The 23147-nt window shown below is 74.6% G+C and carries 6 protein-coding genes; 4 read left to right on the plus strand and 2 right to left on the minus strand.

Annotated features, from left to right (window positions below):
* Positions 1-48: 48 nt before the first annotated feature.
* Both VM95_RS13395 and VM95_RS13400 read right to left on the minus strand, forming a co-directional pair.
* Positions 49-1299, minus strand: coding sequence for a cytochrome P450 family protein (locus VM95_RS13395; RefSeq protein WP_045696007.1), 1251 nt, complete (start codon positions 1297-1299; stop codon positions 49-51).
* A gap of 67 nt (positions 1300-1366) precedes the next feature.
* The gene (locus VM95_RS13400) at positions 1367-19450 is read right to left on the minus strand and encodes a non-ribosomal peptide synthase/polyketide synthase (RefSeq protein WP_052707350.1); all 18084 of its coding nucleotides are present in this window, start codon (positions 19448-19450) and stop codon (positions 1367-1369) included.
* Positions 19451-19789: 339 nt separating this feature from the next.
* Between VM95_RS13400 and VM95_RS13405 the strand changes: the two genes are divergently transcribed.
* The 4 genes from VM95_RS13405 (at position 19790) to VM95_RS13415 (ending at position 23138) form a co-directional block, all read left to right on the plus strand.
* Positions 19790-20338, plus strand: coding sequence for a DUF6328 family protein (locus VM95_RS13405; protein WP_045696011.1), 549 nt, complete (start codon positions 19790-19792; stop codon positions 20336-20338).
* A 41-nt stretch (positions 20339-20379) separates the two neighbouring features.
* Positions 20380-21204, plus strand: a complete 825-nt coding sequence (locus VM95_RS13410; protein ID WP_045696013.1) for an HAD family hydrolase — start codon at positions 20380-20382, stop codon at positions 21202-21204.
* A 59-nt stretch (positions 21205-21263) separates the two neighbouring features.
* Positions 21264-21401 (plus strand): hypothetical protein, encoded by a 138-nt coding sequence (locus tag VM95_RS42530; protein WP_157882092.1) that lies wholly within the window; start codon positions 21264-21266, stop codon positions 21399-21401.
* Positions 21402-21677: 276 nt separating this feature from the next.
* Positions 21678-23138 (plus strand): FAD-binding oxidoreductase, encoded by a 1461-nt coding sequence (locus tag VM95_RS13415; protein ID WP_063773494.1) that lies wholly within the window; start codon positions 21678-21680, stop codon positions 23136-23138.
* The last annotated feature ends 9 nt before the right edge of the window (positions 23139-23147 follow it).

The raw sequence follows: 23147 nt of genomic DNA on the forward strand, positions 1-23147 counted from the left end.
CCGCGGGGTCCGGCACGGCGTCGTCATGGTGGGAATCTGGTCGCGGTCTCAGCGCGCGGCAGGGCCCAGGGCGACCGGGAGCGTGCGCAGGATGCGGGAGATCGGGGTGGGCAGCCAGCCCAGGTCCTTCGGGTCCGCCGCGAGCTTGAGGTCGGGGTAGCGCTGCAGCAACCGGCCGACCGCGGTCTGCGCCTGGATCCGGGCCAGCGGCGCGCCCAGGCAGTAGTGGATGCCCTGGCCGAACGCCAGGTGACCGGAGGTGTCCCGGGTGATGTCGAACAGCTCCGCGTTCGGGAAGCGCTGCTCGTCCCGGTTGGCCGACCCGAGCGACAGGGCGACGAGGTCGCCCTTCTTGATCTCGGTGTCGCCGATGGTCATGTCCTCGGCGACGAAGCGGAGGTTGTTGAGGATCACCGGGCTCTCGTAGCGCAGGACCTCCTCCACCGCGTTCGGCAGCAGCTCCGGCTTCTCCCGCAGCAGCGCGGCCTGCTCCGGGTGGTTCTGCAGCGCCAGGACGGTGCTGCCGATCAGCCCGGCCACCGACTCGTAGCCGGCCGCCAGCAGCAGGAACGCCGTCGAGAGCAACTCCTGCTCGGTGAGCCGGTCGTCGTCCTCCCGGGCCTGGACCAGGACGCTGAGCAGGTCGTCCTTCGGCTCGGCGCGTCGGGAGTCCAGCAGGTCCTGCATCCGCTCGGCGATCGCGGTGGCGATCTCGATGCGCGACCGCTCGGTCTCGATCCCGCGGGACGAGTCCGACCAGCCCCGGAAGACCGCCTCGTCCTCGGCGGAAGCCCCGAGCATCGTGCAGATCATCGAGAGTGCCAGCCGCCAGGCGAAGGCGTCCATCAGGTCGACCTCGTCCTGGCCGGCCATGGCGTCAAGGAGCTCGTCGACGCGCTGCTCCACCGTCGGACGCAGTCGCTCGACGTGCCGGGCGGAGAACGCCTGACCGACCAGCTTGCGCAGGCGGGTCTGGACCGGCGGGTCGCAGTTGCCCATGTGCTGGCCGACCACGTCGAAGATGCCGGGCTTCTCCGGCTTCGGCTCGTTCGCCCGGGCCGGGGAGTCGGGGCGGAAGTTGCTGCTGAGCCGCCGGTCGACGTGCCCGGCGCGGACGTCCTCGAAGTGGATGAGGGCGTGCACGTCGACCCCGGCGCCGGGGATGGCGGTGTGCCAGGTGCGCCCCTTCGCGCGCAGGCCCCGGTAGAAGCCGTGCGGGTCCGCCAGCACGGCCGGGTCGAACAGCTGTACCGGCTGCTCGCCTTCGTCGGCGGGCTCGGGGGTGGTGCCTTCCTGCATCGGGTGGGCTGCCTCTCTAGTGGATGGTGATGGTCGTGTCCGGAGCCGAACCGCCCTGGCGGGCGCCTTACTTGTTCGACCGGAGCCTGTCGGCGAGCACCTCGGCGATCCGGGCCAGCGGGCCGGGCCGGGTGACGTCGTTGTGCCGGCAGGCGAGGGTGTGGGTGTCGATGTGACCGGTCACGTACGGGCGCCAGGCGCCGTCGGTGGCCATGTCGGCGGGCTTGTCCTCGGTGGCGACGAAGAGCTGCAGGTCGCCGTGGAAGACGGTGGGCCGGTGCCCGGCCAGCACGCGCTCGAAGTTGGCGCCGATCCGGGTGAGGGCCGCGATGTGGCGCTCCTCCAGGCTGGCCAGGGCGCTGCCGTCGCGCCGCAGGACCTCCATCACCGCGGCATGGGTGACCGGCTGTCCGTCGAGCTCGGTCACGTCGTGGCCGAGGAACTCCAACAGCGCGGTGAGGACTTCGGCCTCCTCGTCCGCGACCGGACGCTCGGCCGCGGGGCCCGCGGCGGGCGCCGGGGCGTCCGCAGCCCGGGGGTAGGCGTCGAGGACGGCCAGCATCGCGACCTCCTCGCCCTCCTCCTGAAGCCTGGCCGCCATCTCGTGGGCGACCAGCCCGCCGAGCGACCAGCCCAGCAGGTGGTACGGGCCGGTGGGCTGGACGGCGCGGATCTGCGCGACGTAGTCCTCGGCCATCGCCGCCATGTCGGACGGCAGTTCGTCGTCCTGGCGGGCCAGGCCGCGCGCCTGCAGCGCGTAGATCGGGTGGCCGGGGTCGAGCTGCCGGATGAGCCCCGCGTACACCCAGCCGATGCCGGCCGCCGGATGGACGCAGAACAGCGGCGGGCGCTCGCCCGAGACGCGCAGCGGCAGCAGCACGTCCAGCGGGTCCCGGTCGTCGTCGACGCCCAGGCGGCGGGCCAGGGTGGCCACCGTGGGGCTCTCGAACAGCGCGCGGATCGTCACCTTGACGCCGAACACCGAGCCGACCCGGCCGATCAGGCGGGTGGCCAGCAGCGAGTCGCCGCCCAGGTCGAAGAAGCCGTCCTCGACGCCGACCGAGGGCAGGCCCAGCACCTCGGCGAACAGTGCGCAGAGCACCTCCTCCTGCGGTGTGCCGGGAGCTCCGCCCCGGAACGACGCCGTGAAGTCGGGGGCGGGCAGCGCCTTGCGGTCCAGCTTGCCGTTCGGGGTGAGCGGCAGGTCGTCCAGCGTGACCACCGCGGCCGGCACCATGTAGTCCGGCACCGTCAGGGCGACGTGGGCGCGCAGATCGGCGCCCTCCACCGGCTCGGCGTCGGCCGTCGGCACCACGTAGCCGACCAGGGTGCGCACGCCCGGCGTGTCCTGGCGGACGATCACCGCGGCACGGCCGACCGCCGGGTGCGCGGCGAGCGCGGTCTCGATCTCGCCGAGCTCGATCCGGAAGCCGCGGACCTTGACCTGGTCGTCCGCACGGCCGGCGAACTCCAGCTGCCCGTCGAGGCGCCAGCGGACCACGTCGCCGGTGCGGTACATCCGCTCACCCGGCGCGCCGAACGGGTTCGCGACGAACCGCTCGGCGGTCAGCCCCGGCCGGCCGCAGTAACCGCGCGCCAGCCCGGCCCCCGCGACGTACAGCTCGCCCAGGGCGCCCGGCGCGACCGGGCGCAGCGCCGGATCCAGCACGTAGACCCGGGCGTTGTCGACCGGCCGTCCGATCGGCGGCGTCTGCGCCCCCGACAGCGGTTCGCTCATGGTGGCGCACACCGTGGTCTCGGTCGGGCCGTACGCGTTGATCATCCGGCGGCCGACGCTGTAGCGCGCCACCAGTTCGGGCGCGGTCGCCTCGCCCGCGACGACCAGGGTCATGCCCGCGGGCAGGTCGTCCTCGGACATGGCGGCCAGGGCGGCCGGCGGGATGGTGGCGTGGGTGACCTCGTGCTCGGCCAGCACCTCGGCCAGCGCCTCGCCCGGCATCAGCCGGTCCTGCGGGGCCAGCACCAGCAGCGAGCCGGTCAGGAAGGTCATGCACAGTTCCGACACCGCGGCGTCGAAGCTCGGCGAGGCGAACTGCAGGACCCTGCTGCCCGGTGCCACCGCGAACCGGTCGATCTGCGCGGCCGCGAGGTTCGCCAGTCCGGAGTGCGGCACCATGACGCCCTTGGGGCGGCCCGTGGAGCCGGAGGTGTAGATCACGTACGCGGTGTTCGCCGGGGTCAGCGGGGCCGAGCGCTCCTCGTCCGTCACATCGGTGTGCGGGCGCCGGGCCACTTCCTCGGCCGTGGCCGGGTGGTCCAGCAGGAGCCGCGGGCCGGATTCCGGCAGCTCGACGGAGGACAGCGAGAGCAGCAGCACCGGCTGCGCGTCGTCCAGCATGTAGGCGATGCGCTCGGCCGGGTACTCCGGGTCGACCGGCAGGTACGCGGCGCCGCTCTTCGCCACCGCCAGCAGGGCGACCACCCACTCCGGCGAGCGCGGCAGCGCCAGGGCGACGGTGCGCTCCGGACCGGCGCCGTGCTCGATCAGCAGGTGCGCCAGGCGGTTGGCCCGCTCGTTCAGCTCGCCGTAGCTGAGCGTGGTGCCCTCGAAGGCCACGGCCGCGGCGTCCGGAGTGCGGGCCGCCTGCTCCTGGAAGAGCTCGGGCAGGACGGCCTGCGGCGCCGGCCGCGCGGTGTCGTTCCAGGCCACCAGCACCTGCTCGCGCTCGGCCGCGTCCAGCGTCTCGACGGTGCCCAGCAGCCGCTCGGGCTCGGCCGCCACCGTCTCGAACAGCCGGGCCAGCCGGTCGGCGAGAGTGCGGACGGTCCGCGCCTCCAGCAGGTCCGGCCGGTAGCCGAGCCGCAGCTGGAGCCCGCCGTCCGACAGCACCGCCGCGAGGCTGAGCGGGTAGTGGGTGGCGTCCTGGGCCGTGCTGCCGGAGATCCGCACGCCGCTGGACGGCGTCTGCAGCTGTTCCGGCTGCGCCGGGTAGTTCTCGAACACCGTGATGGTGTCGAACAGTTCGGGCAGGCCGGTCAGTCGCTGCACCGAGCTGAGGCTGAGCCACTGGTGGGCCATCAGGTCGGACTGCTGGCGCTGCACCGCGGTCAGCAGGGCGGCCAGCGGCTGGGCCGGGTCCAGCTTCACCCGCACCGGCAGGGTGTTGATGAACAGGCCGACCATGGTCTCCACGCCCGCGATCTCGGTGGGCCGGCCGGCGGCGGTGCCGCCGAAGACCACGTCGTCACGGCCGGTGATCCCGCCGAGCAGGATCGCCCAGGCGGCCTGGACCACGGTGTTGGGCGTCACGCCGATCCGGCGGGCCCGCTCGATCACCGCGGCCGTCGACTCCTCGGACAGCGCCACGGTGACCTGCTCGGGGGCGGCCGGCTCGCGGGACGGGTCCGGCTGGGCGACCAGCGTCGGCTCGTCCACCCCGGCCAGCGCCTCGCGCCACGCCTGCTCCGCCGGGCCGCGCTCCTGCTGGGCCAGCCAGGCCAGGTAGCCGCGGTAGGGGGCCACGCGCGGCAGCGCCGCGTCGTCGCCGCCCGACTGGTACAGCGCCGACAGCTCGCCGAGCAGCACCGGCATCGACCAGCCGTCCAGCAGGATGTGGTGGCTGGTCCACACGAACCGGTGGCGCTCGGGCGCCAGCTTCACCAGGGTGAACCGCAGCAGCGGCGGGCGCTCCAGGTCGAACCGGCGGGTACGGTCCTCCTCCAGCAGCCGGGCCAGCTCCGCCTCCTGCCGCTCCCCGTCGAGGTGGGTCAAGTCCACGTCGAACCAAGGGAGTTCGGTCTCGGACGGGATGAACTGGACCGGGTTCGCCAGCCCCTGGTGGCGGAAGCCCGCCCGCAGGTTGCCGTGCCGCTCCAGCAGGGCGCGCAGGGCCCGGCGCAGCGCGGCGGTGTCCAGCGGGCCCTCCATGCCCAGCGCCAGTTGGGTGGTGTACACGTCGAGGCCGCCCTCGTCGTACGCGGCGTGGAAGTGCAGGCCCTCCTGCAGCGGGGACAGCGGCAGCACGTCGGCGATCGCGCCGTGCTCCTCCTCCAGCCGGTCGATCTGGTCCTGCGAGACCTCCACCAGCGGCACGTCGGAGGGGGTGAGCCCGCCGGCGCCCGGCTGGGCGGCGTGCTCGACGAAGGCCCGCAGGACGCTCAGCCAGTCCTCGGCCAGCTCCCGCACCTCCTCCTCGGCGAACATGCCGCCGGGCCAGGACCAGGTCGCGGTCAGCCGGGCGCCCTCGCCGGCGTCCTCGGCCAACGCGTTGACCTCAAGCGGGTGCGGCAGCGGCATCCGCGGGTCGGTGCCGCCGGCGCGGCCGGCGGCCTCGGCGACCACCTGGTGGGTGCTCAGGTCCGTCACCGCGGGGGCCTCGAAGCGGCCGAGGTAGTTGAAGCCGATCTGCGGCGCGGGCAGCGCGGCCAGCTGCGGGCCGGTCCGCGGGTTGAGGTAGCGCAGCAGGCCGTAGCCCAGCCCGTTGTCGGGCAGGGCGCGCAACTGCTCCTTGACCCGCTTGAGGGCCCGGCCGGCGGCCGGGCCGCCGGCGCACAGCTCGGTCCAGTCCACCGCGCCCGGGTCGAGCCGGACGGGGTACATGCTGGTGAACCAGCCGACGGTGCGCGACAGGTCGCTGCCGTCACCGAGGTCCTCGCGGCCGTGGCCCTCCAGGTCGACCAGCAGGGCCGAGCCCGCGTCCTGGCCGCGCAGCCGGCGGCGGTGCGCCACGGCCAGGGCGAGGGCGGCCAGCAGGACGTCGTTGACCCCGGCGTGGAAGGCGGCGGGCACGCGTGCCAGCAACGCCTCGGTCTGCTCGGCGGACAGCTGCACGGACAGGAACCGGGAGGTGGCGGCGACGTCGACCAGCGGGTCCAGCGGGCGGTCCGCCAGCGGCGGCTCGGCGCTGTCCAGGATGCCCGTCCACAGGGCGAGTTCCTCCGCCCGGGCCGGCTCCTCGGCCAGTTCCGCCAGGCGGGCGGCCCAGCCGCGGAAGGAGGTGCGGGCGCGCTCCAGCTCGACCGGACGGCCGGCGGCGACGGCCTCCCAGGCCGTGGTCAGGTCCGGCAGCAGGATGCGCCAGGACACGCCGTCGACGACCAGGTGGTGCAGGACCAGCAGCAGGAAGCCCGGACGCTCCGGTCCGGCGTCGAACCAGACCACCCGGAGCATCGCCCCGGCCTGCGGGTCGAGTGCCGCCCGGGCGGCCTCACCGTGCTCGGCGGCCACCGCGGCGAGCTCGTCGCCCGCGAGACCGGCGACGTCGGCGCGCACCAGGCAGTCGGCCGCGTCCACGCTGCCCTTGGGCAGGACCTCCAGCGTCCACTCGGAGCCGTCACCGGCCCGGTGGAGCCGCGCGCGCAGCGCGTCGTGGTGGTCCAGCAGGGCCTGCACGGTGGCGGTCAGGCCCGCCTCGTCGCAGCCCTCCGGCGCGGGCACCGTGACCGACTGGTTGAACCGGTCGACCGGCCCGCCGCGCTCGCGCAGCCAGTGGATGATCGGCGTCAGCGCGACCTCGCCGATGGCCGCCTCCGGCGCCTCGAACACCACGTCCTCCGGCGAGCCGGCGACGGAGACCAGCGCCGCCACCGTCTTGTGCTGGAAGACGTCGCGCGGGGTGAGCACCAGGCCGGCCTTGCGGGCCCGGCTGACCAGCTGGATGGACATGATGCTGTCGCCGCCGAGGTCGAAGAAGCTGTCCTCGATCCCGACCCGGGGCAGCCCCAGGAGCTGGGCGAACAGCTCGCACAGTGCCGCCTCGCGCGGGTTGCGCGGCTCGCCGCCGCCCACCCGCACCCCGTAATCGGGGGCGGGCAGCGCCCGGCGGTCGAGCTTGCCGTTCGGGGTCAGCGGCAGTGCCTCCAGCGTCACGAACGCCGCCGGGACCATGTAGTCGGGCAGCAGCGCCGCCGTGTGGGCCCGCAGCGCGGCCGCGTCCGGGCCCTGGCCCGGCTCCGGTACCAGGTAGCCGACCAGGGACTTCACCCCGGGCTGGTCCTCGCGCACGACGACCTCGGCCTCGGCGACGTCCGGGTGCCCGAGGACGGCGGAACGGATCTCGCCGAGCTCGATCCGGAACCCGCGGATCTTGACCTGGTCGTCGCTGCGGCCGATGAACTCCAGCTGCCCGTCCCGGTTCCAGCGCACGAGGTCTCCGGTGCGGTACATCCGCTCGCCGGGGGCGCCGAAGGGGTTGGCGACGAACCGCTCGGCGGTCAGCTGCGCGCGGTTCAGGTAGCCGCGGGCCAGGCCGGTGCCGCTGAGGTAGAGCTCGCCCGCCACGCCGGGCGCGACCGGGCGCAGCGCGTCGTCCAGCACGTGGGCGCGGGTGTTCCACACCGGGCCGCCGATCGGCGGGTTGTGCTCGCCGGTCTGCGGCCGGCTGAGGGTCGCGGCCACCGTGGACTCGGTCGGGCCGTAGGCGTTGACCACCCGGCGGCCGCCGGCGGACAGCCGCTGCACCAGCTCGGCCGAGCAGGCGTCACCGCCGGTGACCAGGCAGCGCAGGCTGGCCATCCGCTCGCCGGCCAGGGTGGCGGCCATCGGCGCGGGCAGCATCACGTGGCTGACGGCGTGCCGGTCGATGTGGGCGGCCAGCTCCTCGCCGAGCAGCTGGCCGGTGCCCGGTGCGAGGACCAGGCAGGCGCCGGACAGCAGGCTCATCGCCACGTCCGCGACGGACGGGTCGAAGTTGAGCGACACCGCCTGCAGCACCCGGCTGCCCGGGGTGATGTCGAGGTGGTCCGCGTGGGTGGCGGCGAGGTTGCCGATGCCGGTGTGCGGGACCACCACGCCCTTGGGGCGGCCGGTGGAGCCCGAGGTGTAGATGACGTAGGCCGGGTGGACGGGCCGCAGCGGGGCGCGCCGGTCGGCGTCGGTCAGGTCGCCGTCGCCCAGGGCGGTCAGCGCCTCGACGGTGTCGGACGCGTCGACCGCCAGGCAGACGGTCCGGGCCGCCTCGGGCAGGGCCGCGGCGGTACCGGCGGTGGTCACCACCAGGGCCGGGGCGGCGTCGTCGAGCATGAACGCGATCCGGTCCGCCGGGTGGTTCGGGTCGAGCGGCAGGTAGGCCGCGCCGGCCTTGACGACGGCCAGCAGGGTGGTGAGCCAGCGCACCGACCGGGGCAGCGCGACGGCCACGACCTGCTCGGGGCCGACACCGCGGCCGACGAGCAGTCGGGCCAGGCGGTTGGCGCGGGCGTTGAGCTCCCGGTAGGTCAGCGACTCCTCGTCGGAGACGACCGCGACGGCCTCGGGCGTGCGGGCGGCCTGCGCCTCGAACAGCCCGCCCAGTGTGCCGGTCGGGACGTCCCGCTCGGCGCCGCTCCACTGCCCCAGCACCAGCTCGCGCTCGGCGGCCGTGAGGACGTCGATGGCGGAGATCGCGTCGGCCGGGCGGGCGGTCGCCGCCTGCAGCACACCGGTCAGCCGGTCGGCGAGGGTCTGCGCGGTCGGCGCGTCGAACAGGTCGAGGTTGAAGGTGAGTTCGCCGTTGATGCCGCCGGGGGTGCCGTCCGTGTCCCGGAGCTCGGAGAAGCCGAAGGCCAGATCGATCTTGGCGGTCCCCATGCCGACAGGCTGCGGGTGGATGGACAGCCCCGGCAGGTCGCCGCCCTCGGTGGGCACGTTCTGCAGGTTGAGCGCCACCTGGAAGAGCGGGTGACGGGCCAGCGAGCGCGCCGGGTTGAGCACCTCGACCAGCCGCTCGAACGGCACGTCCTGGTGGGCGTACGCGGCCAGGTCGGTGTCCCGGACGCGGCCGAGCAGTTCCTCGAAGGTCGGGTCCTGCGAGGTGTCGGTCCGCAGCACCAGGGCGTTGACGAAGAAACCGACCAGGTCGTCCAGCGCCTCGTCGGTGCGCCCGGCGATCAGGCTGCCGATCGGGATGTCGGTGCCGCAGCCGAGCTTGGAGAGCAGGACGGCGAGGCCGGCCTGCAGCACCATGTAGAGGCTGGTCCGGGTGTCGCGGGCCAGGACGACGAGCCTGGCGTGCAGCTCCGGGTCGAGCCGGAAGTACAGCGTCTCGCCGCGGTAGCTGATCTCCGCCGGGCGGGGCCGGTCGGAGGGCAGGTCGAGCTGGTCCGGCAGGCCGGCCAGGTTCTGCTTCCAGTAGGCGAGCTGCTGGGAGATCGGGCTGGTCGGGTCGTCCTCGTCGCCCAGGACCTCGCGCTGCCACAGCGTGAAGTCCGCGTACTGGACGGGCAGCGGCGACCACTGCGGCGCGCGGCCCTCCCGGCGCGCGGCGTAGGCCCGGGCGAAGTCCCCGGCCAGCGGGGACATCGACCAGCCGTCGCCGGCGATGTGGTGCAGCGCCAGCAGCAGCACGTGCTCCTCGGGGCCGAGCACGAACAGGAAGGTGCGCAGCGGCGGGACGACCGCCAGGTCGCTCGGCTTTCGGACGGCCGTGAGCAGCGCGTCCGGCAGCGCCTCCTCGGTGACATGGCTCACCGTCAGGTGCGGGTGCGCGGTCGCGAGGTCGAGGACCCGCTGGTACGGGACGCCGTCGACCTCGGGGAAGACGGTGCGCAGGGTCTCGTGCCGCTGGACCACGTCGACCAGCGCCAGGCGCATCGCGTCGACGTCCAGCGCGCCCCTGAGCCGGACGGCGACCGGCATGTTGTAGGTGAGGTTCTGGCCGTCCTCGAAGCGGTTGATGAACCAGAGCCGGCGCTGCGCGAAGGACAGCGGAACATGCTCGGGGCGCGTCATCGGGCGCAGCGCGGCGCGGGCGTCGGCCGCACTGCCCAGCAGCTCGGCCAGGCCGGCCACGGTCGGGGCGTCGAACAGGGCACGGATCGGCAGTTCCACGTCCAGGACGGCGCGGATCCGGCTGACCAGCCGGGTGGCCAGCAGCGAGTGACCGCCGAGCTCGAAGAAGTTGTCGTCGATGCCGATCTGCGGCACGCCGAGGATCTCCCCGAAGATGTCGCAGAGGATCTCCTCCTGCGGCGTCCGGGCGGCGCGGCCGGAGGAGAGCACGCCCAGGTCGGGGGCGGGCAGGGCCTTGCGGTCGAGCTTGCCGTTCGGGGTGAGCGGGAAGGCCGGCAGGGTGACGATCGCGGTCGGGGTCATGTAGTCCGGCAGGAACGCGCCGACGTGGTCGCGCAGCTGCGCGGGCAGCGGGGCGGCGCCGGGCTCGGGCACCACGTACGCGACCAGGCGCTGGTCGCCGGGGCGGTCCTCGCGGACCAGGACGGCGGCCTGGGCCACCTCGGGGTGGGTGGCGAGCACCGTCTCGATCTCGCCGAGCTCGATCCGGAAGCCGCGGACCTTCACCTGGCTGTCGGCGCGTCCCAGGAACTCGAGGTTGCCGTCCTTGCCCCAGCGGGCCACGTCGCCGGTGCGGTACATCCGCTCGCCGGGCGCACCGAACGGGGAGGCGACGAAACGCTCGGCGGTCATCCCCGGGCGGTACAGGTAGCCGCGGGCGAGGCCGTCACCGGCGATGAAGAGGTCCCCGGCGACGCCGGTGGGCACCGGGCGCAGAGCGGAGTCCAGGATGTACACCCGGGTGTTGCCGATCGGCCCGCCGATGGTGGGTGCGCCGGGGCGCTCGCCCAGCAGGGCGGCGGTGGACCAGATGGTGGTCTCGGTGGGGCCGTAGACGTTGGTGACGTCCGCGGCGGCCTCGCGCAGCGCCGCGGCCAGGCCGGCCGGCACGGCCTCGCCGCCGACCAGGGCCCGCACGCCGGCCAGGGCGGCCGGGTCGTGGGCGAGCAGCGCCTGCCACAGCGAGGGCGTGGCCTGCAGGAAGGTGGCTCGCGAGCCGGTGATCAGCTCGGCCAGCCGGGCCGGGTCCAGGACGGTGTCCTTGGGCGCGAGCACCACGCCGGCTCCGCTGGTCAGCGGCAGCCACATCTCCAGGCCCGCGATGTCGAAGGCGACGGTGGTGACGGCCACCAGGCGGTCGTCCGCGCCCATCGGGAAGCGCTCGGCCATGGTGGCCAGGAAGTTGGTCAGCGCCGCGCGGGGGATGACCACGCCCTTGGGCCGGCCGGTCGAGCCGGAGGTGTAGATCACGTACGCGGGCGTCGCGGGGTCGGCGGCGGGGCGGCCTGCGGCCGGGTCGCCGTCCGGCAGGCTGGCGACGGCCAGCAGGGTGGCCGGGTCGTCGAGCAGGACGTGGGTGACGGACCCGGTCGGGTCGGTGCGGTCGGCGACCTCGCCGGTGGTGACGAGCAGCGCGGGGCGCGCGTCCTCCAGCATGTAGCCGACCCGGTCGGCCGGGTAGTCCGGGTCGATCGGGATGTACGCCGCACCGGACTTGAGGACGGCCAGCAGCGCGACGACCATCTCGGCCGAGCGCGGCAGGGCGACGGCCACCAGGCGCTCCGGGCCGGCCCCGAGGGCGGTGAGGTGGTGGGCCAGGCGGTTGGCGCGCCGGTCCAGCTCGGCGTAGGACAGGACGGTGCCCTCGAACAGCAGGGCGGGGCTGTCGGGGGTGTGCCGGGCCCGGGCGGCGAACTGCTGCGCCACGTCGCCGTCCGGCACCGGTCGGGCGGTGTCGTTCCAGGTCGTCAGCAGCCGCAGCCGCTCCTCGTCGTCCAGCAGCTCGACCGTGCCGAGCGGCCGCTCGGGGTCGGCCGCCACGGCCTCCAGGAGGCGTAGCAGTCGGTCGCGCATCCGCTCGACGGTGTCCCGGTCGAACAGGTCGGTGCCGTAGCCGATGGCGCCGCCGATGCCGGCCGGCCCGCCCTCCGCGTCACGGCGCTCGGTGAAGCCGAAGGACAGGTCGAACTTCTCCGAGGCCAGGCCGACGGCCTGCTGGCCGCTGGTCAGGCCCGGCAGGCCCCAGCTCGGTTCGGCGTTGTTCTGCAGGGTGAGCGCGACCTGGAACAGCGGGTGGCGGGCGGTGGAGCGCTCCGGGTTGAGCACCTCCACCAGGCGCTCGAACGGCAGGTCCTGGTGGGTGTAGGCGGCCAGGTCGACCTCGCGGACGCGGCCCAGCAGCTCGCGGAAGCTCGGGTCGCCGGAGGTGTCGGTGCGCAGCACCAGGGTGTTGATGAAGAGCCCGACCAGGTGGTCGAGGGCCTCGTCGGTGCGCCCGGCGATCGGACTGCCGATCGGGATGTCGGTGCCGGCACCGAGCTTGGTCAGCAGGGCCGCCACGGCAGCCTGCAGGACCATGTAGACGCTCGCCTGGTTCTGCCGGGCCACCGCGGTCAGGGCCTGGTGCAACTGCGCGGGCAGTTCGACGGTCACCGCGTCGCCGCGGTGGGTCGCCACGGCCGGCCGGGGCCGGTCGGCGGGCAGGTCGAGCTGCTCCGGCAGTTCGTCCAGGGTCCGCGTCCAGTAAGCGAGTTGCTGCGCGATCGGGCTGCTCGGGTCGTCCTCGTCGCCGAGCACCTCGCGCTGCCACAGGGTGTAGTCGGCGTACTGGACGGGCAGCGGCGCCCATCCGGGCTCCTCGCCGCGGGCGCGTGCCTCGTAGGCCCGGGCCAGGTCGTCGGCCAGCGGCGCCATCGACCAGCCGTCGGCGGCGATGTGGTGCAGCAGCAGGAGCAGCACGTGCTCGTCCTCGCCGCGCTCGAACACCTCGATCCGCAGCGGGAATTCGGCGGCCAGGTCGAAGCCGCGGCCGACGGCGGCACGCAGCAGCTCCTCGACGTCGGCGCCCCGGGCGTCGGTGACGGTCAGCACCGGACGGGCGTCGGGGGCGAGCACCTCCTGGCACGGGGCGCCGCCGACCTCGGGCAGCACGGTGCGCAGGCTCTCGTGCCGGTCGAGCAGGTCCAGCACCGCGGCGGCCAGCGCCGCACGGTCGAGCGGGCCGCTCAGGGTGAGGGCGAGCGGCATGTTGTACGTCGCGCTCTGCTCCTCCAGCCGGTTGATGAACCACAGCCGGCGCTGGGCGAAGGACAGCGGGACGGTCTCCGGGCGCTGTGCCGGGCGAAGGGCCGGCCGGCGGTCGGCCGCGGTCTCGCCCAGCCGCTCCGCGAGGCCGGCCACCGAGGGGGTCTCGAACAGCGCCCGGATGGGCAGCTCGGCGCCCAGCGCGGTGCGGATGCGGCTGACCAGGCGGGTGGCGAGCAGCGAGTGCCCGCCCAGGCCGAAGAAGTCGTCGTCGATGCCGACCTCGGGGACCCGCAGCACTTCGGCGAACAGGGCGCACAGGATCTCCTCCTGCGGCGTGCGCGCCGTGCGGCGGGGGCCGGCCGCCCGAGCCGCCGGGGCGGGCAGGGCGCGGCGGTCCAGCTTGCCGTGGACGGTCAGCGGCAGCTCGGGCAGCCACACGAACGCCGAGGGGACCATGTAGTCCGGCAGGGCACGCTGGGCGTGCTCGCGCAGCGCGTCCTCGTCCTCGGTGGCGCCCTCGGCGGGCACCAGGTAGGCCACCAGTCGCTGGTCGCCGGGCACGTCCTCGCGCAGCAGGACGGCGACCTGGGCCGTCTCCGGGCGGCTCAGCAGGGTGGCCTCGATCTCGCCCAGCTCGACGCGGTGGCCGCGGATCTTGATCTGGTCGTCGGCCCGGCCGAGGAACACCAGCCGGCCGTCCGCGGTCCAGCGGGCCAGGTCGCCGGTGCGGTACATCCGGGCGCCGGGCGCGCCGAACGGGTCGGCGACGAAGCGGTCGGCGGTCTGGCCGGGGCGGCGCAGGTAGCCGCGGGCCAGGCCCTCGCCGGCGATGTAGAGCTCGCCCGCGACCTGCGGGGCGACCGGGTTCAGCTGGGCGTCCAGCACGTACAGCCGGGCGTTGCCCTGGGGCCGGCCGATCGGAACCGGGCCGGCGGGCACGTCCTGGCCCGCCTCGATCGGGTACTCGGCGCAGTTCACCGTCGCCTCGGTCGGTCCGTACACGTTGCGCACCCGGACGCCGGGGTGGCGCTCGCGCCACTCCTGGAGCGCCTCGCCGGTCAACGCCTCGCCGCCGAGCAGCAGTTCGCCGGTGGGGGAGAATGAGTCCGGCAGCGCGGTGAGCAGCGCAAGGTGGCTGGGGGTGGCCTTCATGAAGGTGGCCGGCCGCTCGCCGAGCGCCTCGACCAGGGCCGGGTCCTCGTCGTCGAGGTCGGCCAGGTGGACGGCGCCGCCGGTGGTCAGCGGCGTGTACAGGGCGGTGAGGGTGAGGTCGAACGCGAGCGAGGAGTGCAGCAGGGCGGTGCCGCGCGCCGCCTCGTAGGTGCGGCCCGTCCAGGTCAGGTAGTCGGCGACCGAGCGGTGCTCGACCACGACGCCCTTCGGGGTGCCGGTGGACCCGGAGGTGTAGATGACGTACGCCGGGTGGCGCAGGGTCAGCGGGCTCAGCCGGTCGACGTCGGTCGGGTCGGTGTCCGGCACCGCCTGCGGGACGGCGCCGACCAGCAGCCGGGCCACCCCGTCCACGGACGGCAGGGCGGCGTCGAGCGACCCGGAGGTGATCAGCAGCGCGGGGCGGCTGTCCTCCAGCACGAGGGCGATCCGCTGCGCCGGGTAGTGCGGGTCCAGCGGCACGTAGGCCGCTCCGGCCTTGACCACGCCGAGCATCGCGACGACGGCGTCGATGCCTCGGTCCAGGCAGACGGCCACCAGCTGCTCGGGGCCGACGCCCCGGCCGATCAGGTGGTGCGCCAGCCGGTTGGCCCGGGCGTTCAGCTCCGCGTACGACACCCGGTCGGCGCCCGAGACGAGCGCGGTCGCGTCCGGGGTGCGGGCCGCCTGCTCCTCGAACAGCCGGGGCAGCGGGAGGGCGCGCACCTCCTGGGCGGTGTCGTTGACGTCGGTGAGGACGAGCTCGCGCTCGCCCGGCAGCAGCACCTCCACCGCGCCGATCCGCCGGTCCGCGTCGGCGACGGCCTGCGACAGCAGCAGCTCCCAGCGGGCGGCGATCCGCTCGACGCTCGAACGGTCGAACAGGTCCTCGCGGTAGGCGAGCAGGCCCTCGATCCCGGCGGGGGAGCCGTCCTCGGCGAGGCGCTCGCGCAGGTGGACGGAGAGGTCGAACTTGGCACCGTCGCTGTCCACCAGGCGCGGGGTGACGTCCAGCCCCGGCAGCCGCAGGCTGCCGGCCGGGGTGTTCTCCAGGGTCAGCAGGACCTGGAACAGCGGGTGGCGGGAGAGCGTGCGGGTCGGGTTCAGGACCTCCACCAGGCGCTCGAACGGGACGTCCTGGTGGGTGTACGCGGCCAGGTCCGTCTCGCGGGTGCGGGCGAACAGCTCCCGGAAGGTCGGGTCGCCGGAGGTGTCGGTGCGCAGCACCAGCGTGTTGACGAAGAAGCCGACCAGGTCGTCCAGCGCCTCGTCCGTGCGGCCCGCGATCGGAGTGCCGATCGGGATGTCGGTGCCGGCCCCGAGCCTGGTCAGCAGGGCCGCGAAGCAGGCCTGCAGCACCATGAAGGTGCTCGCCTGGCTGCCCCGGGCGGTGTCGGCGACGCCGCGGTGCAGGTCGGCGGGCAGCTCGAAGGTCACCGTCGCGCCCGAGGCGGCGGGTGCGGTGGCCGGGCGGGGCCGGTCGACGGGCAGGGAGAGCGTGTCCGGCAGGCCGGCCAGGGCCTGCTTCCAGTGGGCGAGCTGGCGGGCGGTCGGGCTCGAGTCGTCGTCCTCGTCGCCCAGCACCCGCTGCTGCCACAGCGAGTAGTCGGCGTACTGGACGGGCAGGGGAGCCCAGTCGGGCGCGCGGCCCTCGCGGCGCGCCTCGTAGGCCACCGCCAGGTCGCGGGCCAGCGGGGCGGCCGACCAGCCGTCGGCCGCGATGTGGTGCATCACCAGCAGGAGCACGTGGGTGTCCGGGCCGGTCTCGAACAGGTCGGCGCGCAGCGGGAGTTCACGGGCCAGGTCGAAGCCGCGCCCGGTCCGGGCGGCCAGCAGCGCGTCGAGCTCGTCCGCGGTGGTCCGGGTGACCTCCAGGGCGGGGCGGGCGTCCTCGGCGGCCAGCACGTGCTGCGAGGGCTCGCCGTCGTGGTCCGGGAAGACGGTGCGCAGGCTCTCGTGGCGGGCCGTCAGGTCGGCCAGCGCGGCGCGCAGCGCGTCGACGTCGAGCCGGCCGGTCAGCTCCACCGAGAGCGGGATGTTGTAGGAGCCGTCGGTGTGGTCGAGCCGGTTGAGGAACCAGAGCCGGCGCTGGGCGAAGGACAGCGGCACGCGCGCCGGGCGCTCCTGCGGGGCCAGCGCCTCGCGGGCGGAGCCCTCGGCGTTCAGCCGCTCGGCCAGCGCCGCCACCGTGGGGGCCTCGAACAGACGGCGCACCGGCACCTCGACGCCGAACACGGCGCGGATCCGGCTGGTGAGGCGGGTCGCCGTGAGCGACTGGCCGCCCAGGGCGAAGAAGTCGTCGTCGACGCCGACCTCGTCCAGGCCGAGGATCTGTGCGAACAAGCCGCACAGGATCTCCTCCTGCGGGGTGGCGGGCGCCCGCCCGGGCGCGCCGGCCGCGGCGTCGGGCGCGGGAAGCGCGGCGCGGTCGACCTTGCCGTTGGCGGTCAGCGGCAGCTCGGCCAGCACCACGAACGCGGAGGGCACCGCGTAGGCGGGCAGCGCCGCGGCCGCGTGCCGGCGCAGCGCCGACAGGTCGGGGGCGTCGTCCGTGGCCGCGGGCACCACGTACGCCACCAGGCGCTTGTCGCCACCGCGGTCCTCGCGCAGCAGGGCCACGCACTGACCGACCCCGCGGTGCGCGGCGAGGGCGGTCTCGACCTCGCCGAGCTCGATCCGGAAGCCGCGCAGCTTGACCTGGTCGTCGGCGCGGCCCAGGAACTCCAGGTCGCCGTCGGCGTTGACCCGGGCCAGGTCGCCGGTGCGGTACATCCGCTCACCGGCGGGCCCGAACGGACAGGCCAGGAAGCGCTCGGCGGTCGCGTCCGGGCGGCCGAGGTAGCCGCGGGCCAGACCGGGGCCGGTCAGGTACAGCTCGCCCGCGGTGAGCGCGGGAGCCGGGCGCAGTGCGTGGTCGAGGACGAACGCGCGCATGCCGTCCAGCGGTCGGCCGATCGGCAGCGCGGCGGGCAGCTCGGCACCGGCGGCGATCCGGTGGTTGGTCGCGAAGGTGGTGGTCTCGGTGGGGCCGTAGCCGTCCACCACGACGATCCCGGGGCACGCCTCGCGCACCCGGCGCACCGCGGCGGCGGGCACCACGTCGCCGCCGGTCCACACCTCGCGCACACCCGCGAAGGCGGCGGGCGACTCCTCGGCCATCAGCCGGAACAGACCGGCCGTCAGCCACATCCCGGTGACCGAGTGCTCCCGGACGACGCGTTCCAGGACGGCGATGTCGAGTTCCCCGGGCGGAGCGACCACGAGTCGGCCGCCGCGCAGCAGCGGGACCCACAGCTCGTAGGTGGAGGCGTCGAAGGCCTGCGGCGAGTGCACCAGCACCCGCAGGTGGGCGTCCGAGGCGAACGCGCCGTCGTCGGCCAGCGCCAGCACGTCGCGGTGGGTGACCGCGACGCCCTTCGGGGTGCCGGTCGAGCCGGAGGTGTACATCACGTACGCGAGCCGGCCGGGGTGGCCCGCCGCGCCGGGGTCGGTGGCGGGCAGGGCGGCCGGTGCCGGGTCGTCGGTGCGGACCACGCGTGCGGTGTGCTCGAAGCCGATCCCGGCGTCGTCGCGGTCGGTCAACAGGACTCGGGCGGCGGTCTGCTCGACGATCATCGCCAGCCGGGCGGCCGGGAAGCGCCCGTCCAACGGGACGTAGGCGCCGCCGGCCTTCAGCACGGCCAGCACGGAGACCACCAGGTCCACCGAGCGCTCCTGCAAGACGGCCACCGTCGACTCGGCGCCGACCCCGAGGCCGATCAGGTGGTGCGCCAGCCGGTTGGCGCGCGCGTCGAGTTCGGCGTAGGTCACCTCGGTGTCGCCGAAGGCCACCGCGATCGCGTCGGGAGTAAGGGACGCCTGCCCGGCGAAACGTTCCTGCACGGAGCCGGTCTGCTGTGCGACGGGCGTGGCCGCCGCGGGGGCGAGCTGCTCGCCGGCCAGTGCGTCGATCCGTCCCACCGGGCGGTCCGCGGTGTCGGCGGCCGAGTCCAGCAGTGCCACCAGGCGGTCCAGGATCCGCCGCGCCTGCTCGGGGGCGAACAGGTCGGGCCGGTACGTCACCCGCAGGTGCAGGCGCTCGCCGGGCACCGCGAACAGCGTGATCGGGAAGTGGCTGCCGTCCGTGCTCTCCGCCTCGCCGACCCGCAGGCCCGTCCCCGGCAGCTCCGTCACCTCGGGGTCGACGGGGAAGCTCTCGAAGGCGGTCAGCGTGTCGAACAGCTCGCTGTGCCCGGCGAGTCGCTGGATCTCACCGAGGCCCAGGTGCTGGTGCGCCAGCAGGCGCGCCTGCTCGTCCTGCACCCGGGTCAGCAGGGCGACCAGGCTCTCCGCCGGGTCCAGCCGGACGCGCACCGGCAGTGTGTTGATGAACAGGCCGACCATCGACTCGATGCCGACGATCTCGGCCGGCCGTCCGGAGACCGTCGCGCCGAACACCACGTCGTCACGGCCGGTCAGCCGGCCCAGCAGCAGCGCCCACGCACCCTGGACGACGGTGTTCATGGTCAGCCCGTGCCGGCGCGCGAACGCCCCCAGCCGGGCCGTCGCCTCGGCGGACAGGTCGTGCATCACCCGGTCCGGGTCGACCGGCCGCCGGGAGGGATCGGACGGGGAAATGAGGGTCGGACCGTCCAGCCCGGCCATTACCCCCCGCCATGCGGAACGCGCGGCGTCCCGGTCCTGCTTGTTCAGCCAGGCCAAATAGCGGCGGAACGGCACCACCGGCGGAAGCGCCGAGTCGTCGGCACCGGAGGCGTACAGACGGAACCACTCGCCGAGGAGGATCGGCATCGACCAGCCGTCCAGGAGAATGTGGTGGTTCGTCAGAATCACCCGGTGGCGATCCCCCCCCAGCTTCACCACCGCGAAACGGACCAGCGGCGGCACCGCCAGGTCGAAGCGGCGCTCTCGCTCCTCGGTCGCGACGGCCCGCACCGCGGCGGCCTGCTCCGACTCCGGAAGGTTGCTCAAGTCGACCTCCCGCCAGGGGAGTTCGATCTCGCGGTGGACCACCTGGACGGGCTTCTCCAGCTTCTCGTGCCGGAAGGTCGACCGCAGGACGGAATGGCGGCGCACCAGGGTCTCGGCGGCCGCGCGGAGAACGCCGCAATCGAGCGAACCGTTGAGTTCTGCACTCATCTGGGTGGCGTAGACGTCCGGCCCGTCGATGTCGTACAGGGACCGGAACAGAAGGCCTTCCTGCAGCGGAGAGAGCGGCAGGACTGCCTCGAATCCCCGTACCGTCATTGCAATTCCTCCACTGGATTGACCACAGCTGAACCGGAGGGCGCCAGCCCGAACCAAGAGAGATCCCGGCGCCCAAATCAAACAGGCGTTCCGCGTAGCCACAACTTCCCCGACAGGAACCTGCCACCCATGCGCAACAGCGGTCGCGGCGCGTCCGCTTCCCGTCAGTGCAGGTAGCTGTCATGCGGCCTTCCGCACGTGGCGGAGCAGGGACAATGGGCATCAGTCGCCCGCAGGCGCACGCCCGAGGGGGCCGGTCCGGAGAGCCGCACATCGCACCGGTGGAACCGCCGGGGGAAGCGCAGCGCCGAGCGGCGCGGCTGGCGCAGAATGTGACGCATGACCAGCACCCCGCCGCCCCAGGACCCGCCCGCGCCCGAGCCGCGACCGGAGCCCGCCGGGCCGCCGGCCGGGGAGAGCCCCGCGGCGCGGGCGGACCGGCGGCTGGTCGAACTGCTGCAGGAACTGCGGGTGTTGCAGACCGGCGTGCAGATCGTGTTCGCGTTCCTGCTCGGCGTCGCCTTCACCCCGCGGTTCGCCGAACTCGGCGACGGCCAGCAGGACATCTACGTCACCACCCTGCTGCTGGCCGTACTCGCCTCCGCCGTCTTCGCCACCCCGGTGGCGCTGCACCGCGGGCTGTTCCGGCACCCGGGCAAGGAGCGGATCGTCCGGGTCTCGGTGCGCATCGCCCAACTCGGCCTGGTGCTGCTGGCCTCCGCCCTCAGCGGCGCGGTGCTGCTGGTGCTGGACGTCGTGCTCGGCACCCCGGCGGCCGTGGTGCTGACCGTCGTCGTCGCGCTGGTCTTCGCCGGGCTGTGGTTCGTGCTGCCCTGGGCGGTGCGGCGGCCGCTGCGCGACGGCGAGCCGGGCGGGCCGACGTGGTGAGCCGACCCCTCACCCACCTACCTCTTCCAGGAGCATCGACGATGAGCACCCCGACCGCAGGCCCGCGCCCGCCCCGGCTGGTCGCCACCGACCTCGACGGCACGATCGTGCGCGGCGACCGCACCGTCTCCGCCCGCACCGTCGCCGCCCTGACCCGGGTCGAACGGGCCGGCGCGCTGTTCGTCCTGGTCACCGGCCGGCCGCCGAGCCTGATGGGCGACATAGCCGGCGCCTTCGGCCACCGCGGCGTGGCGATCTGCTCCAACGGCGCCCTCGGCTACGACCTGCGCACCCGTACGGTCGTCGCCGAGCGGCCGATCCCGGCGGACGTGCTCGGCGAGACGGCCCGGCTGCTGCGCGCGACCGCCCCCGGCATCGGGCTGGCCGTCGAGTACGCGGACGAGCTGGTCGCGGACGAGCGGTACGAGTCGCGCCCGTGGAGCGACACCGACCCGCCGCTGCGGCGCCTCGACGACGCCCGGCTGTTCGGGCGGCCCGCACCCAAACTGGTCGGCCGCCACCCGACGTTGTCCGCCGACGCACTCCTGGCGCTGCTCCGCCCGGTGGTCGGCGAGCTGGTCACCCTCTACCACTCCAACGGCGAGCGGCTGATCGAGGCCGTCGCGCGGGGCGTCAGCAAGGCCGCCGCGCTCGACGAGCTGGCGCGCCGGCACGGGATCGCGCGCGAGCAGACGATCGCCTTCGGCGACATGCCCAACGACCTGCCGATGCTGGCCTGGGCCGGCACCTCCTACGCCGTCGCCAACGCGCACCCCGAGGTGCTGGCCACGGCGGACCGGGTCATCGGCGGCAACGACGAGGACGGCGTCGCCGAGGTGCTGGAGCGGCTGTTCCGACAGCCGTAGCCGGAACGCGGGCGGCCGCGTTTATCGGGCGTTGATCGTTCCGGTCTAACGTCGGGGCCATGGACGAGAGAGCGGCCGGGCGGCCGGTGCCCGAGGGGCGGATGACGGAGCAGGACACCGAGCGGTTCCGGGAGTTGCTGGCGCGGCTGGAGAGCTCGCTGGCGGCGGACCGGGAGGCGGCCGGCCGGGAGGGCTGAGCAGGCTGTGGGGCCCGGGGTGCCGTGGAGGCAACCGGGTCCTCGCCCGTTCCCGAGTCGGGGGTGAGGCGAGCGGTGCGCCGAAGTGCCGGTCCCGGCCCGGACGGTGACCGAAACGCGTTGACCACGTACGGTGTTCACGCGCACTTCGCAGGTGCCCCACCTATCGTGTGTGCACCATGCACCTGGACTCGCCGATGGGGCCGCGACGCCGTAGACCCGCGAGCCGGGCGAGTCCACGAGTCCGTGCGTCCGTCAGCGAGAGGGGTCGCCACCATGCGGGGAGAGGTTCCCCGGCAGGCAGCACTGCCCGAACGGCCCGAGCACTGGGTCAGCCCCGGCGACGCCGCCTACGACGAGACCCGGGCGGTGTGGAACGGCCTGCACGACCGCCGCCCCGCCCACATCGCCCGCTGCCGCACCGCGACCGAGGTGAGCCAGGCCCTGCGGTACGCGGCCGCCGCCGGCCTCGACGTCACCGTGCGCGGCGGCGGCCACCACGTCGCCGGCAGCGCCGTCGCAGACGGCACGCTGATGGTCGACGTCTCGCCGATGCGCGCCGTCACCGTCGACGTCCACGCCCGGGTGGCCGTCGCCGAAGGCGGCTGCCGGCTGCGCGACCTCGACACCGTCACCGCCCCCTACGGACTGGCCTGCCCCACCGGCACCGTCGCCGACACCGGGCTCGGCGGGCTCGCCCTCGGCGGCGGTTACGGCTGGCTCGCCCGCCGCTGGGGCCTGACCTGCGACCACATCCTCGCCGCCCAGGTCGTCCTCGCCGACGGCTCGATCATCGACGCCACCGAGCACAGCCACCCCGAACTGCTGTGGGCGCTGCGCGGCGGGGGCGGCACCTTCGGCGTGGTCACCCGCTTCACGCTCCGGCTGCGCCCGGTCGGCCAGGTCCTGTACGGCGCCGGCGTCCACGCCCTCGACGACGCCCCCGACGCCCTGGCCGCGTACCGGGCGTACACCGGGCGCCAGCCCGTGGACCTGCACACCGTCGCCCGGCTCGGGCACGCGGGCGACCAGCCGTGGGTGCCCGAGCACCTGCGCGGCGGACCCGTGCTCCTCCTGCTCGCGGTGTGGTCCGGCGATCCGGAGGACGGGCCGGCGCAGGCCGCGTCGCTCTTCGACGAGATCCCGCCCGCCGCACAGGTCGCCCGCGCCATGCCGTACCCGCACCTGCAGGCGCTCGGCGACGACACCCGGCCCAAGGGCCACCGGTACTCCACCAGCGCCGCCTACCTCGACGACCTCCCCGGCGACGCCGTGCGGCAACTCGTCGAGGCCGCCCGCGAGAACCCCTCCCCGCGCTGCTCGATCGACCTCGAGTACCTGCGCGGCGCCATCGCCGACGTGCCCGAGCAGGACTCCGCCTTCCCCGGCCGCGCCGCGCCCTACCAACTGACGGTGTCCGCGCACTGGACCGACCCCGGACAGGACGCCGAGCACCTCGCCTGGTCGCGGGCCACCGCCGACCGGACGCGGCCCTTCGGCACCGGCGGCGGCTACCTCAACCACGCCGAGCGCGGCGCCGGCCGCAGCGCCCGGGAGCACTACGGCCCGGACCGCTACGCCCGGCTCGCCGCCGTGAAGAAGGCCTACGACCCCACCAACCTGCTGCGCGGCACCGTCGACATCCGGCCAGAGGGCGACCACGGACAGGGCCTAGCAGGCGCACGGGCCGGGGCGCCCGGAGGCAACCCGGGGGAGCGGGCCGCACGGCCGGGATAGCATCGCCAG

The organism is Streptomyces rubellomurinus (assembly GCF_000961885.1).
Classification (GTDB): domain Bacteria; phylum Actinomycetota; class Actinomycetes; order Streptomycetales; family Streptomycetaceae; genus Kitasatospora; species Kitasatospora rubellomurina.

What these genes read in the sequence shown, in the direction of transcription:
- VM95_RS13395 (WP_045696007.1), bottom strand. Translation starts at nt 1,299, where the DNA reads ATGCAGGAAGGCACCACCCCCGAGCCCGCCGACGAAGGCGAGCAGCCG.
- VM95_RS13400 (WP_052707350.1), bottom strand. Translation starts at nt 19,450, where the DNA reads ATGACGGTACGGGGATTCGAGGCAGTCCTGCCGCTCTCTCCGCTGCAG.
- VM95_RS13405 (WP_045696011.1), top strand. Translation starts at nt 19,790, where the DNA reads ATGACCAGCACCCCGCCGCCCCAGGACCCGCCCGCGCCCGAGCCGCGA.
- VM95_RS13410 (WP_045696013.1), top strand. Translation starts at nt 20,380, where the DNA reads ATGAGCACCCCGACCGCAGGCCCGCGCCCGCCCCGGCTGGTCGCCACC.
- VM95_RS42530 (WP_157882092.1), top strand. Translation starts at nt 21,264, where the DNA reads ATGGACGAGAGAGCGGCCGGGCGGCCGGTGCCCGAGGGGCGGATGACG.
- VM95_RS13415 (WP_063773494.1), top strand. Translation starts at nt 21,678, where the DNA reads ATGCGGGGAGAGGTTCCCCGGCAGGCAGCACTGCCCGAACGGCCCGAG.